The organism is Microcoleus sp. MON2_D5 (assembly GCF_036701905.1).
In the GTDB taxonomy this organism is placed as follows: domain Bacteria; phylum Cyanobacteriota; class Cyanobacteriia; order Cyanobacteriales; family Microcoleaceae; genus Microcoleus.
Genome location: NZ_JAUBRM010000026.1, coordinates 1 through 18,444, shown reverse-complemented (window position 1 = coordinate 18,444; position 18,444 = coordinate 1). Strand labels below are relative to the sequence as shown.

The following is an 18,444-nucleotide window of genomic DNA, read 5'->3' as shown; positions in this document are numbered from 1 at the left end:
TAAGAGGATGCTATTGCAGACGGCGCTATGATTAAGCCTTACCGATTTTTGCAGCGAATTGCTCAACTGCTCGCCTACGCTTACTCAGCACTGATTGTCAGCTATCTGATTCTGAGACTGATCTTTTGGGACAGGCTGTGGCCGATTGCCTTGATGGGGGATTTTGTTCCTTGGATTTTCTTGCCAATCTTCCTGCTGCCAATTCTAGGGTTTTTTATCATAAAGAAACGCTGGTTCGCGATTGTTTCCTCTGTCGCTGGCATCTGTTTGCTGGGTTGGCTACACGTCACCTACTTTTCTCCCCAGCCGACGAACATCAGTGACTCCCAGCCAACCCTCAAGATTTTTTCTCTCAACCTCGGCTGGCATCACAAATCCCCACAAGCTTTGGTCAACCTAATTGAGGAAGAAAAACCAGACCTCATTTGTTTGCAAGAAATTAAGGAGGATTACGCCAAAGAAGTATTCTCTAAATTGGCGGCATTATACCCGCACCACCTGGGGCGCGGATACCATGTGATTCTCAGCAGATATCCCATTCGCTCTTTTCAAAAGTTAAAGCTAGCCCGTGGGAACGAACCACAGGAACGAGCTATTATCGGAATGAACCAGCAAGATGTAGTTCTTTATAACATTTCAACAACCCCACCTTGGTTTCGCCAGCATAAAATTTTGCCTTTCCTCAAAATCCCAGTTTACGAGTACGGCGACCGACCGGCACAAATTCAAGATTTAGTGCGGCGACTCCAGAAAGAAACGCTGCCGACTATTGCTGCCGGGGACTTTAATCTGACTGACCAGTCTCAAGACTACTATTATTTGAGAGCGGTTATGCAAGATGCTTTCCGAACAGCAGGACTGGGTTTTGGCTTTACTTTTCCTCACGGGTGGGATCTGAATTTACTGGTTAAACAGTTAAACTGGAAATTAACTTTTCCCCTGGTGAGGCTTGACTATGTTTGGTATTCTCAGCACTGGGGGGCGAAATCAGCCAAGGTTTTACCGCCAATTGGTTCAGAGCATCTGCCGCTGTCGGTCCAACTGCGGATGCGACCGGAATTGGGACGAGTGTAGGGGGTACGCAACACTTTGGTGGGGCTACCACAAGGGAATTAGTGTCAATTAAAGCTCCGGGCGAAGATTCTGATGCTGTTGGCGAATCCGTGAAGCGTGACACCCCACATTTGCTCCCGTCGCACCCCTGTTAGATCATTTCCGGTAATTACCCGCAATTAATTTTTATTTCCCTGTTTCTCTTTCTTCTTTCTTCTTGGCGTACTTGCCATCTTGGCAGCTCATTATTAAACCTCCCAAGGAGACAAAGTATTGATTCGCCAACAGTCTCATGGAATTCGCGGCTATCCAAACAAGGAATTTTAGACAAATGAAGATGTTTTCCATCAAGCACACACTAATTGCTCGAATTAAGCCTTACGGGCTTTGCAGTTGACTGCTGAATCGCCCCTAGGCGATAGCCCCCGGTATGCGCTTCACCCAATCTTCACAGCCTCATCCTCACTCTGGATGTTAAATTCTACCTGCCTGCTCAAAGTTAATTTCAATTCCTTGACTTTGTGAATGCCAAAGGGAGAAATATTAACTTCGCAGCCGACGAGCACTCGCTCTTCTACATTTTGCTAATCGCTCTCAAGGGAGAATCAACTTCTGGAAAAAAAACTAGAGGTTCCAAGTTTGAGACTTCTGGCATAAAGTATGCCGTCTGCCCAGGCTCACTTCGATCGACTGAGCGCTAACCCGTCTAGAAGGCACCCTGATAGCACCCTTGTCTGTTGAGCAGCCATCGGTGTGCACCTAAATGAACCCTCTCAACTAACTCGCTGGGGATTCGGTTTTAGCAGACAAGCACCCACTTTCTTGCGTCGCCTTCCTCGGAACCGTGCAATCGCTAAAATCACTGCGCCGTCGCTAAAGTAGCTTCCGAAGGTTGGATTTGATACTTTACGAGATTTGCCAGTTCTTGTAACTGACTAATAGCTTCTGCACCTTCTAGTTTCATGAGTTCGCGGTCGTCCCGCATCTCAGTCCAAGTGATACCGTAATCTGACACTAAAAATCGAATCAGATGGTTGTCCGTCAAACTGACCATAAATGAGGCACTGTTCATCTGACCCCCGCAAGTGTAGCAGGATGCCAGATAACCCCGATGCTCTAGCACGATCGCTAAAGCTTGGAGGTTCATTACCAGATCTTGAACGAATTTACGGTGTTGTTCTGCAAGTCTCAGAAACACAGTTCTCCTCCTATCACCACACCGTGTATTTTACATCCCATTTAATAATTTCTTAATAAATGGGTATTTAGGTGCTGGTTCAGTATACGTTTAGTATGCTCAAAAAAAATCGGATTAGCGACCTCTTCAGCCTACCTATACTAGATTAACCGAGTTGTGGTCGAAACGAAGTATCAGCAGCGACATTCAGCCAAAACACGGTCTCGCGGGGGACTCCAGCCGGAAAATTTGCCTGCTGTCATGGCTGATTCAGCCGTCGGAGAACCCAAAGATACAAATAACTAATGATAGTGATGAAATTAGTTAAGCATAAGAGTTCAATCGCCTTGGGGATACTCGTCCCAAAGCGTCGTCGTCTGCCGCAAGCTCCGAAAATCGCCATTCCCCAAAATCAAGTGATCCAGCAGCGGAATCGACAAAAACTGCGCTCCCGCCAGCAACTGTCGCGTCAAAGCAATATCCTCCGGGCTTGGCTCCACAATCCCCGAGGGGTGATTGTGCGAGATAATCGCCCGCGTCGCCCCCTGGCGGATCACCTCGCGAAAAATATCCCGTGGGTGAGCCAAAGTTTCCGTTGCTGTGCCGATCGTAATTACCTGAGTACCCAGCAGGCGATTTTTCACATCCAGCAGCACTACAGCAAAACGTTCCTGAGACTGCCACATCAAATCCTGACTCAGGGCGTCCGCCGCCGCTTGGGGAGAGTCAACCACAGCCATTTCCGGTGGTCGCGACTGAAACACCCGCTTCCCCAACTCCACCGCAGCCAAAATCGAAGTTGCCTTGGCAGGGCCAATCCCGTGAATCTGCGTCAACTCCTGAACGCTAATAGTGCGTAGCACAGCCAGAGGATCGCGGTGGTGCAAACTCAACTGATTTAAAATATACTGTCCGAGCCCGACGGCGGAAAGTTTGCCTTGTCCCTGACCAGTACCCAGGAGAATCGCAATCAATTCTGCAGTCGCCAAACTTTTCGGGCCACCCGCCATCAACCGTTCCCGTGGTCGTTCACTCGTTGGCAAATCGACAATTCTCAAGCTGTAAGTCATAGCTGCACCCGCACCGCAAGCTCAACAATTGCACAATTTTAGCCGATCGATTGGCGTTCTTCAATTCGTACAATCACCCAAAAAAGCCTCGATCGTTAACCGAGGCTGTTGGTAGAGTAAATCTAACCTAGCGTTTCGCAAGCGATCGAGTCTCGATCTCGATCGCGATCGAGCTTAAACGGATCGCCCGGATATGCCTCTAACACTCGCTGCGCTTCGGCTTGACTCGCAAAGTCCGAACAGTCGCAATCCGAGTTAACGCAACTCGGAAAATCGGCACTTTTAACCTTCGGTTTAGAAGACTCGTAAATAACTTTCTTAGTATCTTCCTTTGGCTGCTGTGCATCAATAGCAATCTCTGCGGTTCGCTCAACAGATTTGACTGAAGAGGGCAATTTGCGATCGGGCCCTGGTTTGGCAAGTGCAGGTACCTTCGCAGAAATTGCAGGTTTCGGTGTTGGTGTCGGCGTTTTCACAGTCTCCGGCTTGGGTGTCGGCGCTGCCGAAAGCGGTGACGGCTTAGCGGTTTGAGATGATACTAGCGGATCGCTTGGGGCCGTAAGCGCCACTGAAACTTCCTGAGACGGAGGGGGTGCGGTGACGCCAACAAGCACAAACGAAGCCACCATCAACCCGCCGTACATCGCGATCGATCGCTTGCGGGTTGGTGCGCCCACCCATTTCGGATTAACAATACCCAGAAACAAGGCAGGGATAGACAACAGAAAGCTTAAGACGAAAAAATTAAACATAGCGATTTTTAGCAGTAAAAAAGAGAAGTCATCCAGGACGCAGAAACCGGGTTTATTTTACCCAAATCCGAGGTGAAGCACGAAGGATATCTGTTTAAACCACCTGAGTTCTTTAATCCCTGTGCGTAAGTCCTGAGAAGTTAACTTGCTTATTTATCTACCGATCGACTCAAAAATCCCTATGATTTACGAAGTAAACTAGAACGTTGGACACCTGACCCTAGTGCAACCCCGTTTCTGAGTCAGTCCTGGACGCACTCAAAGACCAAAAACCCGGTTTCGGCGTCAATATTTATCGAAAAAGCGACGAGTTGTGGAATAAACCGGGTTTTTTGCGTAAGTCCTGTTAGGGTATTTCTCCTTACTAAAGCCCCGATTTTTCCCTACAGTTGGCGATCGCACTCCGACGCCTATAAACCGGGGTTTTTAATTGCAGTAAATGAGTAGAACCAAGTATTTTTCTTAAAAAACTACGTTTCTGGCCCCAACCGGCCGTAAGTCCTGGTAAAATTTCTTGTAATGCTGCCAAAAAAGTGAAATGCATACCCAGCTACCTTCAGCGCAAAGGTGCGCTTACCCTAAATTCTAGCGATTCAGTTGAGGCCAGCAGCCCCGATGAAACTGGTTGTGGCGCCTTGGGTGCTGTAACCCCAAGCAAAACGAACGAAACTGCCATCAAGCCGCCGTACAAGGCACTCGATCGCTTGCGAGTTGCCAGTCCCACCCATTGAGGATTTAGCAGACCCAGACAAAAAGCCGGTGTGGAAAACATGAAAGTTAATACAAACAAGCTGGACATCACGCACCTCCGACTACCGAATTGCAGCGATTAATTACTTTTCTCTCCAATTAATAGCTCACAAATCCGCTTAAAAAAGTGGTAATTTAGGATTTATAACTTGAGAATTATTCATGTTTATCAAACAATAATATTTTTTTTAAAATCTCTTACTTTAGGTAGTGGTTAAAAAAATAAGAGCTTTCTAAAGAAGTCAAAAATTTAGCTTAAAATAGAAAGTAAATTCCTTACTCAAAATATGAAAGTCCGCTTTAATGTAGTGCGCCAAAATCAAAACGAGGCTCCTCGGGTTCACACTTACACCCTAGATGTGGAAGAGAGCAATACCATCCTAGACTGCCTCAACAGTATTAAGTGGGAACACGACGGCACTTTAGCTTTTCGCAAAAATTGTCGCAATACAATTTGCGGCAGTTGTTCTATGCGAATTAACGGTCGCTCAGCATTAGCTTGCAAAGAAAATGTAGCCAGCGAACTCGCAAGACTGCAAAAAATAGCCGATTCCAGCTCAGCACAAATACCTACCGATTTCATCCCAGAAATCACAGTCGCCCCAATGGGAAATATGCCGGTTATTAAAGATTTGGTTGTTGACATGACCAGTTTTTGGGACAACCTAGAAGCAGTTGAACCCTATGTCAGCACCGCCTCGCGAGCAATTCCAGAACGCGAATTTCTGCAAACTCCAGAAGAGCGATCGAAACTCGACCAAACCGGCAACTGCATCCTCTGCGGCGCGTGCTATTCTGAGTGCAACGCCCGCGAAGTCAACCCGGAATTTGTCGGCCCCCACGCCCTCGCCAAAGCTTACCGCACGATCGCCGACTCCCGCGACAGCGAAACCGAAAATCGGCTCGAAAAATACAACGAAGGCACCGCAGGCGTCTGGGGATGCACCCGCTGTTACTACTGCAACTCGGTTTGCCCCATGGAAGTGGCGCCGATGGATCAAATTGGTAAGATTAAACAAGAGATTCTCGATCGCAAAGACGACCAAGCCAGTCGATCGATCCGCCACCGCAAAGTTTTAATCGATCTCGTCAAAGAAGGTGGCTGGATAGACGAGCGCAAATTTGGGATCGAAGTAGTAGGAAACTACTTCCGCGACGTTAAAGGTTTGCTGAGTCTGGGCCCGTTGGGTTTGAGAATGATCGCTCGGGGCAAGTTCCCGCTGTTTTTTGAGCCTTCTGAAGGTACCGAAACCGTGCGAAATCTGATCGAATCGGTTCAAAGTTTAGAAAAGTCAGCAGATTAGCCATGGGCTGTCATTTTCCTGGTAAATTACAAGTTGTGCGATCGCCAAGCTTCCGAAAATTCATCACTCAAAACTCAAAACTCAAAACTTTTAAATGACTGCTCAAACTCCTCCCTCCCCAAAACCGACAACCTCAAATACCCCCCCAAAACCAGAACCAGCCTTTGGGTGGAATGCCTATGCAGAACAAATCAACGGACGATTTGCGATGGTGGGATTTGTGGGACTTTTGCTGCTAGAATTCTTCACCCGCCAGGATTTTTTCACCTGGCTGGGTCTGCGTTAAATTAATCAAAATTAATTAAAAATGGAAGCTGAAAAAATATCTATATTTCAGCTTCCATTCTATTTTTAAGATTTATTGGAAATACAGATTATAAAATAATAAGTGCAAGACTATAACATTTATAGTTGCAGAGAAACATATGAATTTACCAAAGTCGATAGTAGTTGCTTGTAGTGCGATCGTCCTAGAATTATAGGGACACGGCAAGGCCGTGCCCTGACTCCCAAGTTTCGTTCAAACTAATTTCCAGTTGTTTCGCGGACGGTCAAACTGTACTTGCCTCTACCTTTTGGAGGCGGATCGTAAGCATTGACAATGACGCGGTAGCGACCGTTCGCAGACAAGGTAACAGTAAGCTCAGAATTGGAATTTTGCTGCGTCGCATCATCATTTTCTGCCAGTAACTCGCCCTGGGAGTTGAAAATAGCCAGGTAAGTATCAAAATCGGTACTTTCTACGCTAACAACCACTTTCTGACCCTGAGTGCCTTCAAAGGTATACTCGTCGTACAAACTGCTGTCCGAGGGCAGTACAGAAGACTTAGCAGGGGTGAGTTCTCCGTTTTGCTCTAAAATGACCTTAGATGAACCCGCATCAGGACTCGACCGAGGTTCTACAGTTGGACTCTGAGTTGGCGAACTCTGTGGTGATGGCGACGGGTTGGGGCTGGCTTGAGCTAAAACCGCCTTTTCAGCAGGCTTTGCATCAGTTAAATTTTGAGGAAGTTTTGCTGAAAGGAGGGTGGAACTACTGTTAGCAACTCCACCTAAATTTGAAACTGGTAGGGAGACAGTCGGCTTACCAGAAAAAGTAGCTAGTAGAGCAATTGGCGCGATCGCCCAAAATCTAACTTGACGCATGAATTACCTCGGTTTGCAACGAAGAAGGAAGTTCGGCAACGGATTTTGTAACGGATTTAACGGATGGAAGAAGGAAGTTCGGCACCGGATTCTGTAACGGATTTAATGGATGCACGGAAGCAGGAAGCAGAATAATTCGATCAATTACCAATTCCCGATTACCCATTACCTTTTTCCCCATTTTCACCGGACAGTTAGAGTGTAACGACCCCGGCCAGAAGCATCGTAAGCATTGACAATTACGCGATAGCGACCCGTAGCGGGCAAAGTAACGGTCAGAAACGCATTTTTAGTCGAATCGCTCCCATCGTCATTTTCTGCCACTAATCGGCCGTTAGGGCCAAAGATCGCCACATAGGGATCGAAATCTGTACTTTCGAGGGAAATGGTTACAGCCTGACCCGATCGACCTTCAAAAGTATACTCGCGATACAGACTGTTGTCAGACGGCAATACTGGGCCGCCTGCGACTAAAGCGCCTTCTTCTTGCAAAATCGCCCGAGAAGGCGCGGTAGGAGCACTCGCTTTCAGTTCTAACGTATAAGCCCCTGACTGCCTAGCTTGGTAGGAATTTGCCACTAACGTGTAAGTTCCGTCTGCTGGCAGCCTGACTGTAATTCTGGCGTCTTTACTGCCTGCGCCGTCATCGTCTTGCGCGATTTCGCGCTGGTTGGGCCCGAGCAAAATTAAATAAGGGTCAATTTCTTGACTTTTCATTTCTATTGTGATTTGCTGGCCCGCTTTTCCCTCAAAGGAGTAGAGGTCAAAAAAGCTGTTGTCGGTGGGCAGAACGCTAGACTTGTCGGTCAGGAGACCGCTGACGGCGGGCCCGTTTAACGGAACTTTTTGAGGTGATTTGTTGCCAAAGGGCGATCGGGCTTGAGCCACGCGGGGAGCTCGCCCTTCTCGCACCGCTGTCAGGAAAGCGGGTATTTTGTCTGCTGAAATTGCAAAACCGATACCGATACTGCCACCGCCCCGACCGCGAGTAAAAATAGAAGTATTGACGCCGATTAATTCTCCTGAACTGTTGAGCAAGGGCCCTCCAGAATTGCCGGGATTGATGGCGGCGTCGGTTTGAATTAAGCCCCGCTGCTGGTCGATGCGGCTGACGATTCCGACTGTAAAAGTACCTTGAAATTGACCGAATGGATTGCCGATCGCAAATGCTTGTTGCCCGACTTTCACCGAACCGGGACGGGCTAAAGGAATGGTGGGCAAATTGTTTTGACCGCGAATCTTCACCACGGCTAAGTCTAGACCTTCTTCGCCGAATCCGATGACATCGGCGACAAGTTTTCTGCCGTCTGACAAAATGATATTGACGGTACCGCCTGCCGAAACAACGTGGGCATTAGTTAACACCATGCCGTCGGGGCTGATAATTGTGCCGCTGCCGTTAGATTTATCTGTATCGACGGTAACAACCGCCGGACTAGCCTTTTCGTAGACTCGAATATTGGTTTGTTCTTCAACATTTTGGGCGATCGCACCCTGGGAATGCACCGAGTTAAATTCCGTTAAATCTGTTGATTGCCGCACAGGGGATGTCGTTACAACCGCAGTAGCGCTGGTTGCAACCCCAACCGTTAAAATTCCCGATACTGCTAAAGTTAGAAGTTTGAAATTCATGGCGATCGATTATTATTTAGCGATCGGTAGCTAGGAATTAGGTTTTGTGGCTAACCGCTAACTACCTTCTGTAATTATTTTAGGACTTGCACCACGGTAGTGACCTTCCTCACGCCGGTTCTCCAATTTGGAAATCTGAATCAGCAGCTAAATACTTAAAATTAGCTTCTCGTACCGCAGCGTCCTCATTGCCGTAGAAAAAAGACAGCAAAGCAAAGCGCTGACCACTAATCACGGTAGTGGCTTCATGCAGCAAAGAACACGAAAAAATAATCGCCGTGCCAGAATCGCCTTTATAACCGTGCGGCGCGTACTCTGGAAACCGTAAAAATCCCCCCGTGTACTCTCCCACATTCAAGTTTAGCGTCATCGCAAACCTGCGGTGCAGCGTAGCTTTGCTAGTGTTGTCGCGGTGCGACCGAAAATAACCGCCGCTGTCAGCATCGTAACAACCTATCAAATACCGTTCAAACCTAGTGATTGTAAACTGAAAAGCTTTCTCTACTTCCGGCCGCACCCGGCGTAGAATAATCGCATTCAATTGTTGCTGGAAATCCTCGTCTTGAATAAAGAAATCTCGGCGCTTCTTAAAAGTGTCGTCGTGCAAGCCAACTGTTTTCCCGCCTATTTGCCTCATAAAGCCCGAGGGACTGCCACCATTAGCTTTGTACATATCGATCAAACTGCGGCACAAAGCTTTGTCCAAAACGTTAGGAATTACCAACACCGGGGCGTGGCGAGTGGCTGATCGGGCTTCCTCAATAGGGGGCAAAGTTTTGAGAAAATCTAATACTTGTTGGGCGTGTTGGTGCGGTTCGCCCATCGGCAAAATATTAATTATTTGAAGGTTTTCGTTGAGTACAAAAGTTTGGGGTGCATAGTGAACTCCGGCAAATCCATTGTCTTCGATCTCTCGGAAAACACCGTACTGCTGACTGACTGTTTTATCCAAGTCCCAGAAAAATAGGAATGACGGAGCAATTGTTGTCGGTCTGTTTTGTTCTTTGTCTGCTGGGTCAACGCTCACTCCGAACCGCGCTACTTGCAAGCTTTGGAATTCTTCTGAAAGCTCTTGAAAGCTTTTGAGGATAACTTGGATTTGTTGAAAAGCTGCGCTGGCAAAGAAAAACAGCACGATTCGCCGACCGGCAACCGTTGAGAAATGAAATAAGGGGTTATTTGTAGAAGGAATGGAAAACCAGGGAGCCGGATCTCCTATTTCGAGTAATGGCATCTTGCTGATTTAAGAATTGGGATTTTATATTAAGATTGTTATGCTGTCGATTAGTTCCACAGGTTGGGTCGGTCAAAATAATTTTAAAAATACTTAGCTTTTATTTATGTATATATATGTTGGTCTGGGGTTCCACACTCACAATTTACAGTTTTTTTAATCATTTTAATATCTGAGAATAAGTAGATGGGGATCAATAAACGCAACTTATTTTTTTGCCTGCGGGCATGAGAAATGTTTAGTTTCACCCATCTACTTAGTGTTTGCCTATTTGTCGAAACTGGGGGAATTATCCGGTTGGTCTTCCGGGTATTCTACAGGTCGATACTCCACGTAGTCTGACGGCGGTGCTTCCACGTCGCGGTTGCTGGGGCGAGACCTGGATGATTCCGTAGGACGGGGTTTTTTGGTTCTCGGCGGCGTATCGGAACTGCGATTTTCCGAAGCAGGGGGGCGACTGCTGCGGCTGCGGGTCGGTCTTTCTTCGGGGTTGTCTGAAACGTCCCAGTTGTCAGACTCTTGGGCAGGCGGGGCTTCTGGGCGAGAGGGGCGTTTGCGCGACGCTCTATCTGCCGAGTCGGGCCTGGAGGTGTTAACGCTGCCGTTGCGATTCGAGGGGCGGCGGCGGGGTTCGTCGTCGTAGGCTTCCCGAGAGGAACGGTAGTCTTGGCTGCCTCTAATCCGGGGACGCTGCGGATAGTCTTCCTCTGGTTCTAGCTGTTCCATTTCGCCATCGTAGCCCTCGTAACCGTAGGCGTTGCTGACCGGTCGCTCTTCATCTACGTATTGGGCGCGAGTTTTGGCTTGGGCTGTGGTCGCTCCTCGCAGTTTAATGCTTTCTGCTGCAAAAAATATGGCCGAACCGGTGAGCAGAAATTGACCGAATGCCAGAATTGGGTCAAGCCGCCATCCTTGAAATAACAGAATACCGCCGCACAGCAGGCCGACTGCTGCAAAAAAAATATCGTGGTCTCGGGCTAGTTTGGGACGCCACGATCGCAGAAAATACAGTCCTGCCCCTGCTACTGCTAGGATAATCCCTAACAGGCTGCTCCAGTTCAATCCTAAATTGACCATTAGCCTATCTCCTATGTCTTTCCTATGTTAGCGAGTTAGATTTTACATCTATCATTAAGTCTGTCAGCCCGACTGTGCTTTCTGGGGCAGCGTCCGGTCAGGGTTTCAGCTTGGGAAGTGAGTATAATAATGAGTTTAACGGGAAAAAACCTCAGCTTGGCAGTCAACTGAAGGTTTTGCCTTGACAGTTGCTGGCAGCCGAGGTTTCTCGGATCGGGGGAATGCCCGACTTGTAGCCCACAATTGACTTGCAGCGCCGGACTTAGAAACCCGCTGACTTTTTAGGTGCGCTTGATTTTGTCTTTTTGGCTGATGAAGATCAGGCCGATCGTTGCTGGAAGCACTACAACCACCACGCCCACCAGCAGGCTGTACAAAAAGTTCGCGAGAGAAGGAGTCATAGATTCAAAGCCTTTGTTACAACAATTTGATTTTTATTAATTTTATACTTTCGATCGCACCTGTCAAACGGTTAAAATTATGAAGAGCAGACTTAACAAAACTTAAAATTTCGAGATAAGACCCATGACTGGTATTACCGTTGCAAGTTGGATTCTGGGCTCTGTCCTAGTTGTGATGACCTTGCTGTTTATTTTTCGGATCGTCCTGACTTGGTATCCCGAGGTGAACCTGAGCAAATTTCCGTTGAGTCTGATTGCTTGGCCGACGGAACCTTTTTTAGCCGTAACGAGAAAGATTGTACCGCCGATCGGCGGGGTGGACATTACGCCGATTATTTGGGTGGGTATCTGTAGCTTGCTGCGAGAAATGATTCTCGGTCAGCAAGGAATCCTGACAATGATGATGTAATAGTCAGTTGGCGGGCATCGGGCATCGGGCATCGGGCATCGGGCATGGATGAGTTGCCACCAACTGCTAACTGCCAACTGACTACTGACTACTGACTATTGTTCAAGAACTGTTCGACGAAATTGGTGTAAACTTCGCCGCTGAGAAACTCAGGGGAATCGAGGATTTTTTGGTGAAAGCCCAGGGTGGTAGGCACGCCGGTGATAGCACATTCCCGCAATGCCCGTTTCATCCTGCGGATGGCTGAGGGTCGATCGCGCCCCCATACAATTACTTTACCGATTAAAGAATCGTAGTAAGCGGGTATTTCGTAATCGGTGTAAACGTGAGAGTCCATCCGCACGCCGGGGCCACCGGGAGGCAAATAACCGCTGATTCTGCCGGGATGCGGTCGGAAATTGCGTTCGGGATCTTCGGCGTTGATGCGGCACTCGATCGCGTGGCCGTTGAGAATTACTTGGTTTTGCTTGATTTGCAGTTTTTCTCCTTGGGCGATGCGAATTTGTTCGGCTATCAAGTCGAGGCCTGTAATCATCTCGGTGACGGGATGTTCTACTTGGATGCGGGTGTTCATTTCCATGAAGTAGAACTTGCCGGATTTGTCCAGCAAAAATTCGACTGTGCCGGCACCCGTGTAGTTGATGGATTTGGCGGCGGCAATGGCGGCGTGACCCATTTGATCTCGCAGTTTCTGGCTGAGGGCTGGGCTGGGGGCTTCTTCGAGGAGTTTCTGGTGTCGCCGCTGAATCGAACAATCTCTCTCGCCGAGGTGGATGACGTTACCGTAGTTGTCGGCGAGGATTTGGATTTCGATGTGGCGGGGTCTTTCGATGAATTTTTCGAGGTAAAGTCCGGGATTGCCGAAGGCTGCATCGGCTTCGCCTTGGGCTGCTGAGAATAGTTTGGGGAGTTCGGATGCTTCTCTGACTAGCCTCATGCCGCGGCCACCACCGCCGGCTGTGGCTTTGATCATGACAGGATAGCCGATGTCGCGGGCGATCGACAAAGCTTCGTGTTCGTCCGCCAGCAATCCGTCGCTACCGGGAACTGTGGGGACTTTCACCCGCTGCATAGTTTCTTTGGCGGTGGATTTGTCACCCATCGCCCGCATCGCGGCTGCAGAAGGGCCGATGAAGGTAATTTGATGGTCGGCGCAGATTTCCGCAAATCGGGCATTTTCCGAGAGGAAGCCGTAGCCCGGGTGAATGGCTGCGGCGTTGCGCGTCAGGGCGGCCGCGATGATGTTGGGGATGTTTAAATAGCTTTTGCTGCTGGTGGGGGGGCCGATGCAAACGGCTTCGTCTGCCAACTGGACGTGCAAGGCGTGTTTATCTACGGTGGAGTGAACGGCGACCGTGGCAATCCCCATTTCCTCGCAGGTCCGCAATATGCGGAGAGCTATTTCTCCCCGATTAGCGATTAAAATTTTCGAGAACCCCATCTTCGCTGCTTAATTCACTCAATATTCTGTACAATAATGCCTTTCGGTATGTTCTGGATAATGGTTTTGCAGAAATTGTTCACAAAAATTTATTTTACATTTGGCTGGTAGTGGTGCTATGATTGTAAATCGGCGGTGCAAAAGGGCAAGTCACAAGTTAAATGTCAGGAACCTCAACCTGTGAATCTTTAACTCGTAACGCAAAAATCCCGGAGATTGCCAGAAAGAGCGGATGTGGCGGAATTGGTATACGCGCACGCTTGAGGTGCGTGTGGCATTATGTCCTTGCGAGTTCGAGTCTCGCCATCCGCATTGAATATATAAAACAACTGTTGACAGTTTTTGCTGTTGGCAGTTGTTTTGTATAGAGTGGTTTTTCTAGAAAGTCGATCGAGTACCGTAGGGTGCGGATTCATCAGATATCTTTAAGTGCGATCGAACTTCTGACAGATCCGCACCATACAAAATACTCTTTAACTCTCGATCGACAATTGTGTTTGAATTAAAAAGATAGATACTTATCGTTTGTCAAGTAGAATGGGGTTAGTTAGGTTCCGAATCCGAGAGTTTGCTGACGAAAAGGGATGGACGTTAAAGGATGTTGCCGATCGATCCGAGGTTCCGTACAGCACAGTCAGGCACTATGCTCGATCGGAAGGTCTAGCAACGGTTGATATCACATCAATTCAAAAAATAGCTCGCACCCTCGATGTTTTGATTGAGGAGTTGATGGATGTTGTCAAAGAGTAAACAGATTTATCAGTAAGTCGCGAGAATATAACTGCGAAAATTTAATTAACAAAGAAAGCAGAGGGCGATTACACATCCCCAGAGGGAAGTTGGTTTTGGGGACTAGGTGAAATTGTCTGCTGAGGTGATGATTTAGCCTTGAGGTGGCGTTTAGTGAAAAACCAAGCCAACCATCCCAAGCCTCCACCGCATAAACAACTAAGTACAACGGCAATAATGAAGGGATGAGGTGGCAGCAGAGGATGCTGAGGAGAGGGCAAATCCCAAGGTTTTTCGATTAAGGGGTAGCCGGCTGCTAAGATTCCGGCAAAGCCGACTCCGACACCGATGCCGGTACCGACTGCTTGAATCGTGTTTTGTAAATTGCGATCGCGCTCTTTTTCTTTTTCCTCTTTTTTCTGTAAAGTTTGTTGCAGTTGGCGATCGGACTTGGCTTGTTCTATTTCCACCAAACCCCGCAATGTATTGATAAATTCGCCGATCAAGTCTTTACCCGGCTGGATATAACTGAGGTAGGTTTCTATTTGGTCGAGATAGCGCTTGCAGGTAATTTCGCCAAACTCTCGCCAACTGGGAATATCGCCCGGTTGCCAAAATTTTTGTAAATAAGTTTGATAGTTGATCTGATTGGTTTTGATTGTGGTATAATGCCCTTGCAGATTTCGCAGTTGCCGTTGATACTGCATAGATAGTTCTGGCATTGATTCGAGAAGTTTTTGCAGTTCTTCTAAGGGCTTATCTTGCTTGAATTGTTTAATCTTTGCTTCTAGTTCGCTGTAAGATTTTCTGGCTTCACTGTAACTTTCTTGCGCTTGTTGGTAAACATATTCAATTTTGTGGCGAGTCAAGAGTGAGCCAAATAAATAGTCATAAACAGAGGTTACATCTGGAGATATCCCTTGATTGTCGATCCAAACTAAAATCCGATAGAGTTTATTGGGTTTATTTGCTTGGCTAATTTCATATTCAAATAGGGGAACTTTGAGCAAGTTACCTTGAGCGACTAATCCAAATGTAAAGTTAGTGTTTTTTAGCAGATTTATCACTAATTCATCAGCTACGCCTTGACATTCTGTATCAGGTATTTCTGTTTGTCCGTAAAGCCAGATGGTTTCACCGAGAGTGTTTTCCGAACATTCTAAGAAAAGGCTGCTAGGTTCAAATAAATCGATTTCTGCTGTTGCAATATCTCGGTCATCATCGGCGGGAGATAAAGTTAGATCGAAAGCGTAGGTATCGTGCCATAGAAAGGGTTGCAGATTCCCGCTAATCGCTAATTGATTGGGGTGAATCGCAGTAAGTGCGATCGACTGTTGTTCTTTGGTTAGCCATTGATTGATTAAATTTAAGGTTTTTGTCTGATGTTTGAAAGCCTGGGATACTTCATCAAATTCGTAGCAAACTAATTGAGATTTTAAATTTTTGATTTCAGTGAAAGGCAGTTTTTCACTTAGTTTAATCAGATTTTCCCAAATAAAATCGGCTGTAGGTGAAACTCGATCTGGAGGTTCAGCTAAAGTCTGATTGAGATGGAAATAACAAACACTGATAGTAAAATTTTTCATGGAGAAGACGGCGTATCTTGATTGGCTTCAGGAGGTTTTTCCGCAGCTATCGTCAAATTTTCTAGGGTTTCTTTCAAAATTTGACTTGGCTGTCCCGGCTTAGTGGTTGATTGCCCTTTATTGGGGAATTTAACTTCCTCAAATTTCATCACCTTAGCTCTGTATTGCAGCTTCATTGCTGGCTTATCTTGCAGCCAATTTTCAATAAGTTCGACATTCTTGTCCTCATTGTCTGTTAATTCAGCTTTGAGAGCAGCTAGGGCATATCTCAAGTTAAAAAAGAAATCTGATTGAATTAATTGCAGGAAAATTTCTATTTTGTTGCTGCTATTAGTCATGTTTTACTCTCCTTTGCCAGCCGCAGAGAAGCCGGCCCAATGATAGGGGTTTTGATAGATTTTAGCACAGACTCCTTGAGTTGCTTTGTCCTCTTCCAAGCAGTATTGTAAGATTTCTCGCCAGTCAGTGTCTAGGAGGTGACATTGGTTTGTCCAGTCGAGGAAGCCTTGGATGTCGGTGTCTCGCATCCAGATTTGGGCTTGGCTTAATGCTAGGGCGAATTTACCGGGTTGGTGGTAGAGGTTTTCGTAGGTTCTGATCAGTAAAATCGCTGTGGAAAAGGCGTTTACTGACCACAGGCTGACGTATAAACTGGGACTACCAGCTAGTAGGAAACCGCTGGTGAGGCTGATGTATTCGTCGGTGTTGTCGAGTTGGACTTGTCCGGTTTCGCAGGCGGAAAGGGTGACGAGGCTGCATTGACTGAGGTTGAAATAGCGGATGATTTCTTCTAGGGTGAGAGTACCATCATATAGTTGTAAACCAGATTTTAGGGGTTCGTTGCGATCGAAGGAACCGTGACAGGAAAAGAACAGATGATGGCTGTCGGCGACTTTTTCGGCTATTTCTAATTTTGACTCTGATTGTTTGCCTTTTTTGGCATCTTGTTTAGCCAAAATTTCTGGGCTGGGGAAAATATTTTTGATGCTTTGTACTTCCATTTCGGCTGCCATCAAGTCATCTGTGGGGTTTTGAATGGCGAAGAATCGCTCGAATTTACCCCGTTTGTATTTTTGGACTTGGTGCAATAGTTGACAACTGGGGGCGTAGGAAACTCCATTATCGAAGCAGTCAACGAGACAGGGATTCAGGGGGCAATTTTGGTTGTTCGGGTGAAAGCGCTGCCAATTTTCCCTACTCACCGGGAGGGCGTGGAGAGGGAACAGGTGCAAGTAGCGGTGGGGAATCAGGATTAGTTGATCGCAGGTTTCGGGGATGTTTTTAACTATTTCATTAATGTGGAGAATTTGGGCTAGGTTTGCTAGTTTGGTTTCTAGGCTATTTTGCCATTGTTGACGCTTACTGTAATAATTTCCTAAATATTCATTTACCCAATCCATTAGTTTTTCTAAATCTTGCGGTGATGATTGCCAAAATTCGCTCCCCCCTGCCCCCCTTAATAAGGGGGGTTCTGAATTTCGATCGGGTTCGCTGTGAGATAACTGTGTAACTTCTAATTGGTTCTCTCCCATTTTCAAGGGGGATTCCGATCCCTCTTCCTCTCCCCTTATTAAGGGGGGCTGGGGGGGATCGTTCGCGATGAGGAAAGCACAAAAACTATCGCCCAAAATGTACCATTCTACAATGGCTGTTTTTTCATCTGCTAACTGCTGAATTTCAGCAAATTTGAGAGGTGTATAGGGATATTTTGCAGCTAAATCTTGGCGCAGTTGGTTGATGAAATCATAATTTTTTTCTTCAGCTTGTTTTAGCCGTTGATTTTCCTCGGCAATTCTCAGTCTTAACTGTTGCAACTCTTGGCGCACTTGGGGGGGAATTTCTCCTTTGGGATACAAATCTTTCACCGATAGCAACTCGATTAAGTTTTGCCCCTTGGAACGTTCGGCATATTCCACAGCTTCGGTGTAGCGTTGCAGTTCGATGCAAACTTCTACCATGCCCAGATAGAGTTGATTCCATTCTTCGGCTAATTTCTGTTTGGTTTCATCCCCAGATTGAATCTCGCCTCGTAAAAATTCTACCGTTTCAATCGCTGGGGTATATGTATCGTAAGCCAGGTGCCATTGCTGGTTGTTTTGGTAAAGATTTCCTAAATTAAACAAAGTTGCTGTGTAATCTTGCGGGAAAGCCTCGCGAGTTCTGATACTTAAAGCAGCCTGAAAAAACTCGATCGCCCTTTCCAGATTATCAGCTCGTGAACCGTTGATTCTGTATAAGTAGGCATTAGCTAGGTTATTTTGAGTCATTGCCCAATCTTGGGGGAAATCCTCAAAGGTATAAACAGTTAAAGCAGCTTGATAAAACTCGAGCGCCCTTTCCAGATTATCAGCCCGCGAACCGTTGATTCTGTTTCTGTACGCTTCCCCTAGGTTATTTTGAGTCATTGCCCATTTTTCGGGGAAATCCTCAAGCTTATAAACAGTTAAAGCAGCCCGATAAAACTCGATCGCCCTTTCCAGATTATCAGCCCGCGAACCGTTGATTCTGTTACTGTAGGCAACGGCTAGGTTATTTTGAGTCCCTGCCCAATCTTCGGGGAAATCCTCAAGGGTACGAACTGTTAAAGCAGCCTGAAAAAACTCGATCGCCCTTTCCAGATTATCAGCCCGCGAACCGTTGATTCTGTTTCTGTACGCTTCCCCTAGGTTATTTTGAGTCATTG

18 protein-coding genes and 1 tRNA gene are annotated in these 18,444 nt (G+C 46.9%); 6 read left to right on the top strand and 13 right to left on the bottom strand.

Features of this window, described 5'->3' with window-relative positions:
* Nucleotides 1-27 precede the first annotated feature (27 nt).
* Nucleotides 28-1,074, top strand: a complete 1,047-nt coding sequence (locus QUA47_RS11715) for an endonuclease/exonuclease/phosphatase family protein (RefSeq protein ID WP_333430859.1) — start codon at nt 28-30, stop codon at nt 1,072-1,074.
* An 838-nt stretch (nt 1,075-1,912) separates the two neighbouring features.
* Here the strand turns inward: QUA47_RS11715 and QUA47_RS11710 are convergent.
* From QUA47_RS11710 to QUA47_RS11695, 4 genes are all read right to left on the bottom strand, one after another.
* Nucleotides 1,913-2,251, bottom strand: coding sequence for a DUF1815 family protein (locus tag QUA47_RS11710; RefSeq protein WP_006634844.1), 339 nt, complete (start codon nt 2,249-2,251; stop codon nt 1,913-1,915).
* A gap of 317 nt (nt 2,252-2,568) precedes the next feature.
* Nucleotides 2,569-3,300, bottom strand: a complete 732-nt coding sequence (gene radC, locus QUA47_RS11705) for a RadC family protein (RefSeq protein ID WP_006634845.1) — start codon at nt 3,298-3,300, stop codon at nt 2,569-2,571.
* A 122-nt stretch (nt 3,301-3,422) separates the two neighbouring features.
* Nucleotides 3,423-4,052 (bottom strand): hypothetical protein, encoded by a 630-nt coding sequence (locus tag QUA47_RS11700; RefSeq protein ID WP_333430858.1) that lies wholly within the window; start codon nt 4,050-4,052, stop codon nt 3,423-3,425.
* 556 nt (nt 4,053-4,608) lie between these two features.
* Entirely contained in the window at nt 4,609-4,851 is a 243-nt protein-coding gene (locus QUA47_RS11695; RefSeq protein ID WP_190736146.1) for a hypothetical protein, read from the bottom strand.
* A gap of 238 nt (nt 4,852-5,089) precedes the next feature.
* Here QUA47_RS11695 and QUA47_RS11690 point away from each other — a divergent pair, with 238 nt between their 5' ends.
* A complete protein-coding gene (locus QUA47_RS11690) occupies nt 5,090-6,106 on the top strand; it encodes a succinate dehydrogenase/fumarate reductase iron-sulfur subunit (RefSeq protein ID WP_333430857.1) in 1,017 nt (338 codons plus the stop codon).
* A 94-nt stretch (nt 6,107-6,200) separates the two neighbouring features.
* Complete coding sequence (locus QUA47_RS11685; RefSeq protein WP_333430856.1) at nt 6,201-6,392, top strand: chlorophyll a/b-binding protein; 192 nt, start codon at nt 6,201-6,203, stop codon at nt 6,390-6,392.
* Between the two features lie 239 nt (nt 6,393-6,631).
* Here the strand turns inward: QUA47_RS11685 and QUA47_RS11680 are convergent, their stop codons facing one another.
* From QUA47_RS11680 to psbX, 5 genes are all read right to left on the bottom strand, one after another.
* Nucleotides 6,632-7,252: a pre-peptidase C-terminal domain-containing protein gene (locus QUA47_RS11680; protein ID WP_333430855.1), complete on the bottom strand. Its 621-nt coding sequence runs from the start codon at nt 7,250-7,252 to the stop codon at nt 6,632-6,634.
* Between the two features lie 183 nt (nt 7,253-7,435).
* Nucleotides 7,436-8,884: a trypsin-like peptidase domain-containing protein gene (locus tag QUA47_RS11675; protein ID WP_333430854.1), complete on the bottom strand. Its 1,449-nt coding sequence runs from the start codon at nt 8,882-8,884 to the stop codon at nt 7,436-7,438.
* Nucleotides 8,885-8,993: 109 nt separating this feature from the next.
* Complete coding sequence (locus QUA47_RS11670) at nt 8,994-10,118, bottom strand: redoxin domain-containing protein (RefSeq protein ID WP_333430853.1); 1,125 nt, start codon at nt 10,116-10,118, stop codon at nt 8,994-8,996.
* Nucleotides 10,119-10,385: 267 nt separating this feature from the next.
* Complete coding sequence (locus QUA47_RS11665) at nt 10,386-11,195, bottom strand: Ycf66 family protein (protein ID WP_333430852.1); 810 nt, start codon at nt 11,193-11,195, stop codon at nt 10,386-10,388.
* A 281-nt stretch (nt 11,196-11,476) separates the two neighbouring features.
* Nucleotides 11,477-11,596 carry a photosystem II reaction center X protein gene (gene psbX, locus QUA47_RS11660; RefSeq protein WP_006634855.1) on the bottom strand — a complete coding sequence of 40 codons (120 nt, stop codon included), beginning with the start codon at nt 11,594-11,596 and terminating at the stop codon, nt 11,477-11,479.
* Nucleotides 11,597-11,720: 124 nt separating this feature from the next.
* On the opposite strand from psbX, the gene QUA47_RS11655 reads away from it, so the two are divergent.
* The gene (locus QUA47_RS11655; protein WP_333285505.1) at nt 11,721-12,005 is read left to right on the top strand and encodes a YggT family protein; all 285 of its coding nucleotides are present in this window, start codon (nt 11,721-11,723) and stop codon (nt 12,003-12,005) included.
* A gap of 88 nt (nt 12,006-12,093) precedes the next feature.
* On the opposite strand, the gene accC is transcribed toward QUA47_RS11655, so the two are convergent.
* On the bottom strand, nt 12,094-13,446 hold the full coding sequence (accC, locus tag QUA47_RS11650) for an acetyl-CoA carboxylase biotin carboxylase subunit (protein ID WP_333430851.1): 1,353 nt from the start codon (nt 13,444-13,446) through the stop codon (nt 12,094-12,096).
* A gap of 228 nt (nt 13,447-13,674) precedes the next feature.
* Between accC and QUA47_RS11645 the strand changes: the two genes are divergently transcribed.
* Together QUA47_RS11645 and QUA47_RS11640 are read left to right on the top strand one after the other, a co-directional pair.
* Nucleotides 13,675-13,758: transfer RNA gene (locus QUA47_RS11645), tRNA-Leu, on the top strand.
* A gap of 225 nt (nt 13,759-13,983) precedes the next feature.
* Nucleotides 13,984-14,196 carry a helix-turn-helix transcriptional regulator gene (locus QUA47_RS11640; protein ID WP_333132465.1) on the top strand — a complete coding sequence of 71 codons (213 nt, stop codon included), beginning with the start codon at nt 13,984-13,986 and terminating at the stop codon, nt 14,194-14,196.
* 68 nt (nt 14,197-14,264) lie between these two features.
* Here the strand turns inward: QUA47_RS11640 and QUA47_RS11635 are convergent, their stop codons facing one another.
* From QUA47_RS11635 to QUA47_RS11625, 3 genes are all read right to left on the bottom strand, one after another.
* A complete protein-coding gene (locus QUA47_RS11635) occupies nt 14,265-15,761 on the bottom strand; it encodes a hypothetical protein (RefSeq protein ID WP_333430850.1) in 1,497 nt (498 codons plus the stop codon).
* Nucleotides 15,758-16,099: a hypothetical protein gene (locus QUA47_RS11630; RefSeq protein WP_333430849.1), complete on the bottom strand. Its 342-nt coding sequence runs from the start codon at nt 16,097-16,099 to the stop codon at nt 15,758-15,760. Before QUA47_RS11630 ends, QUA47_RS11635 begins: the two co-directional genes overlap by 4 nt.
* A gap of 3 nt (nt 16,100-16,102) precedes the next feature.
* Nucleotides 16,103-18,444: CHAT domain-containing tetratricopeptide repeat protein (locus tag QUA47_RS11625; protein WP_333430848.1), on the bottom strand; the 2,342-nt coding region annotated here is incomplete at its 5' end.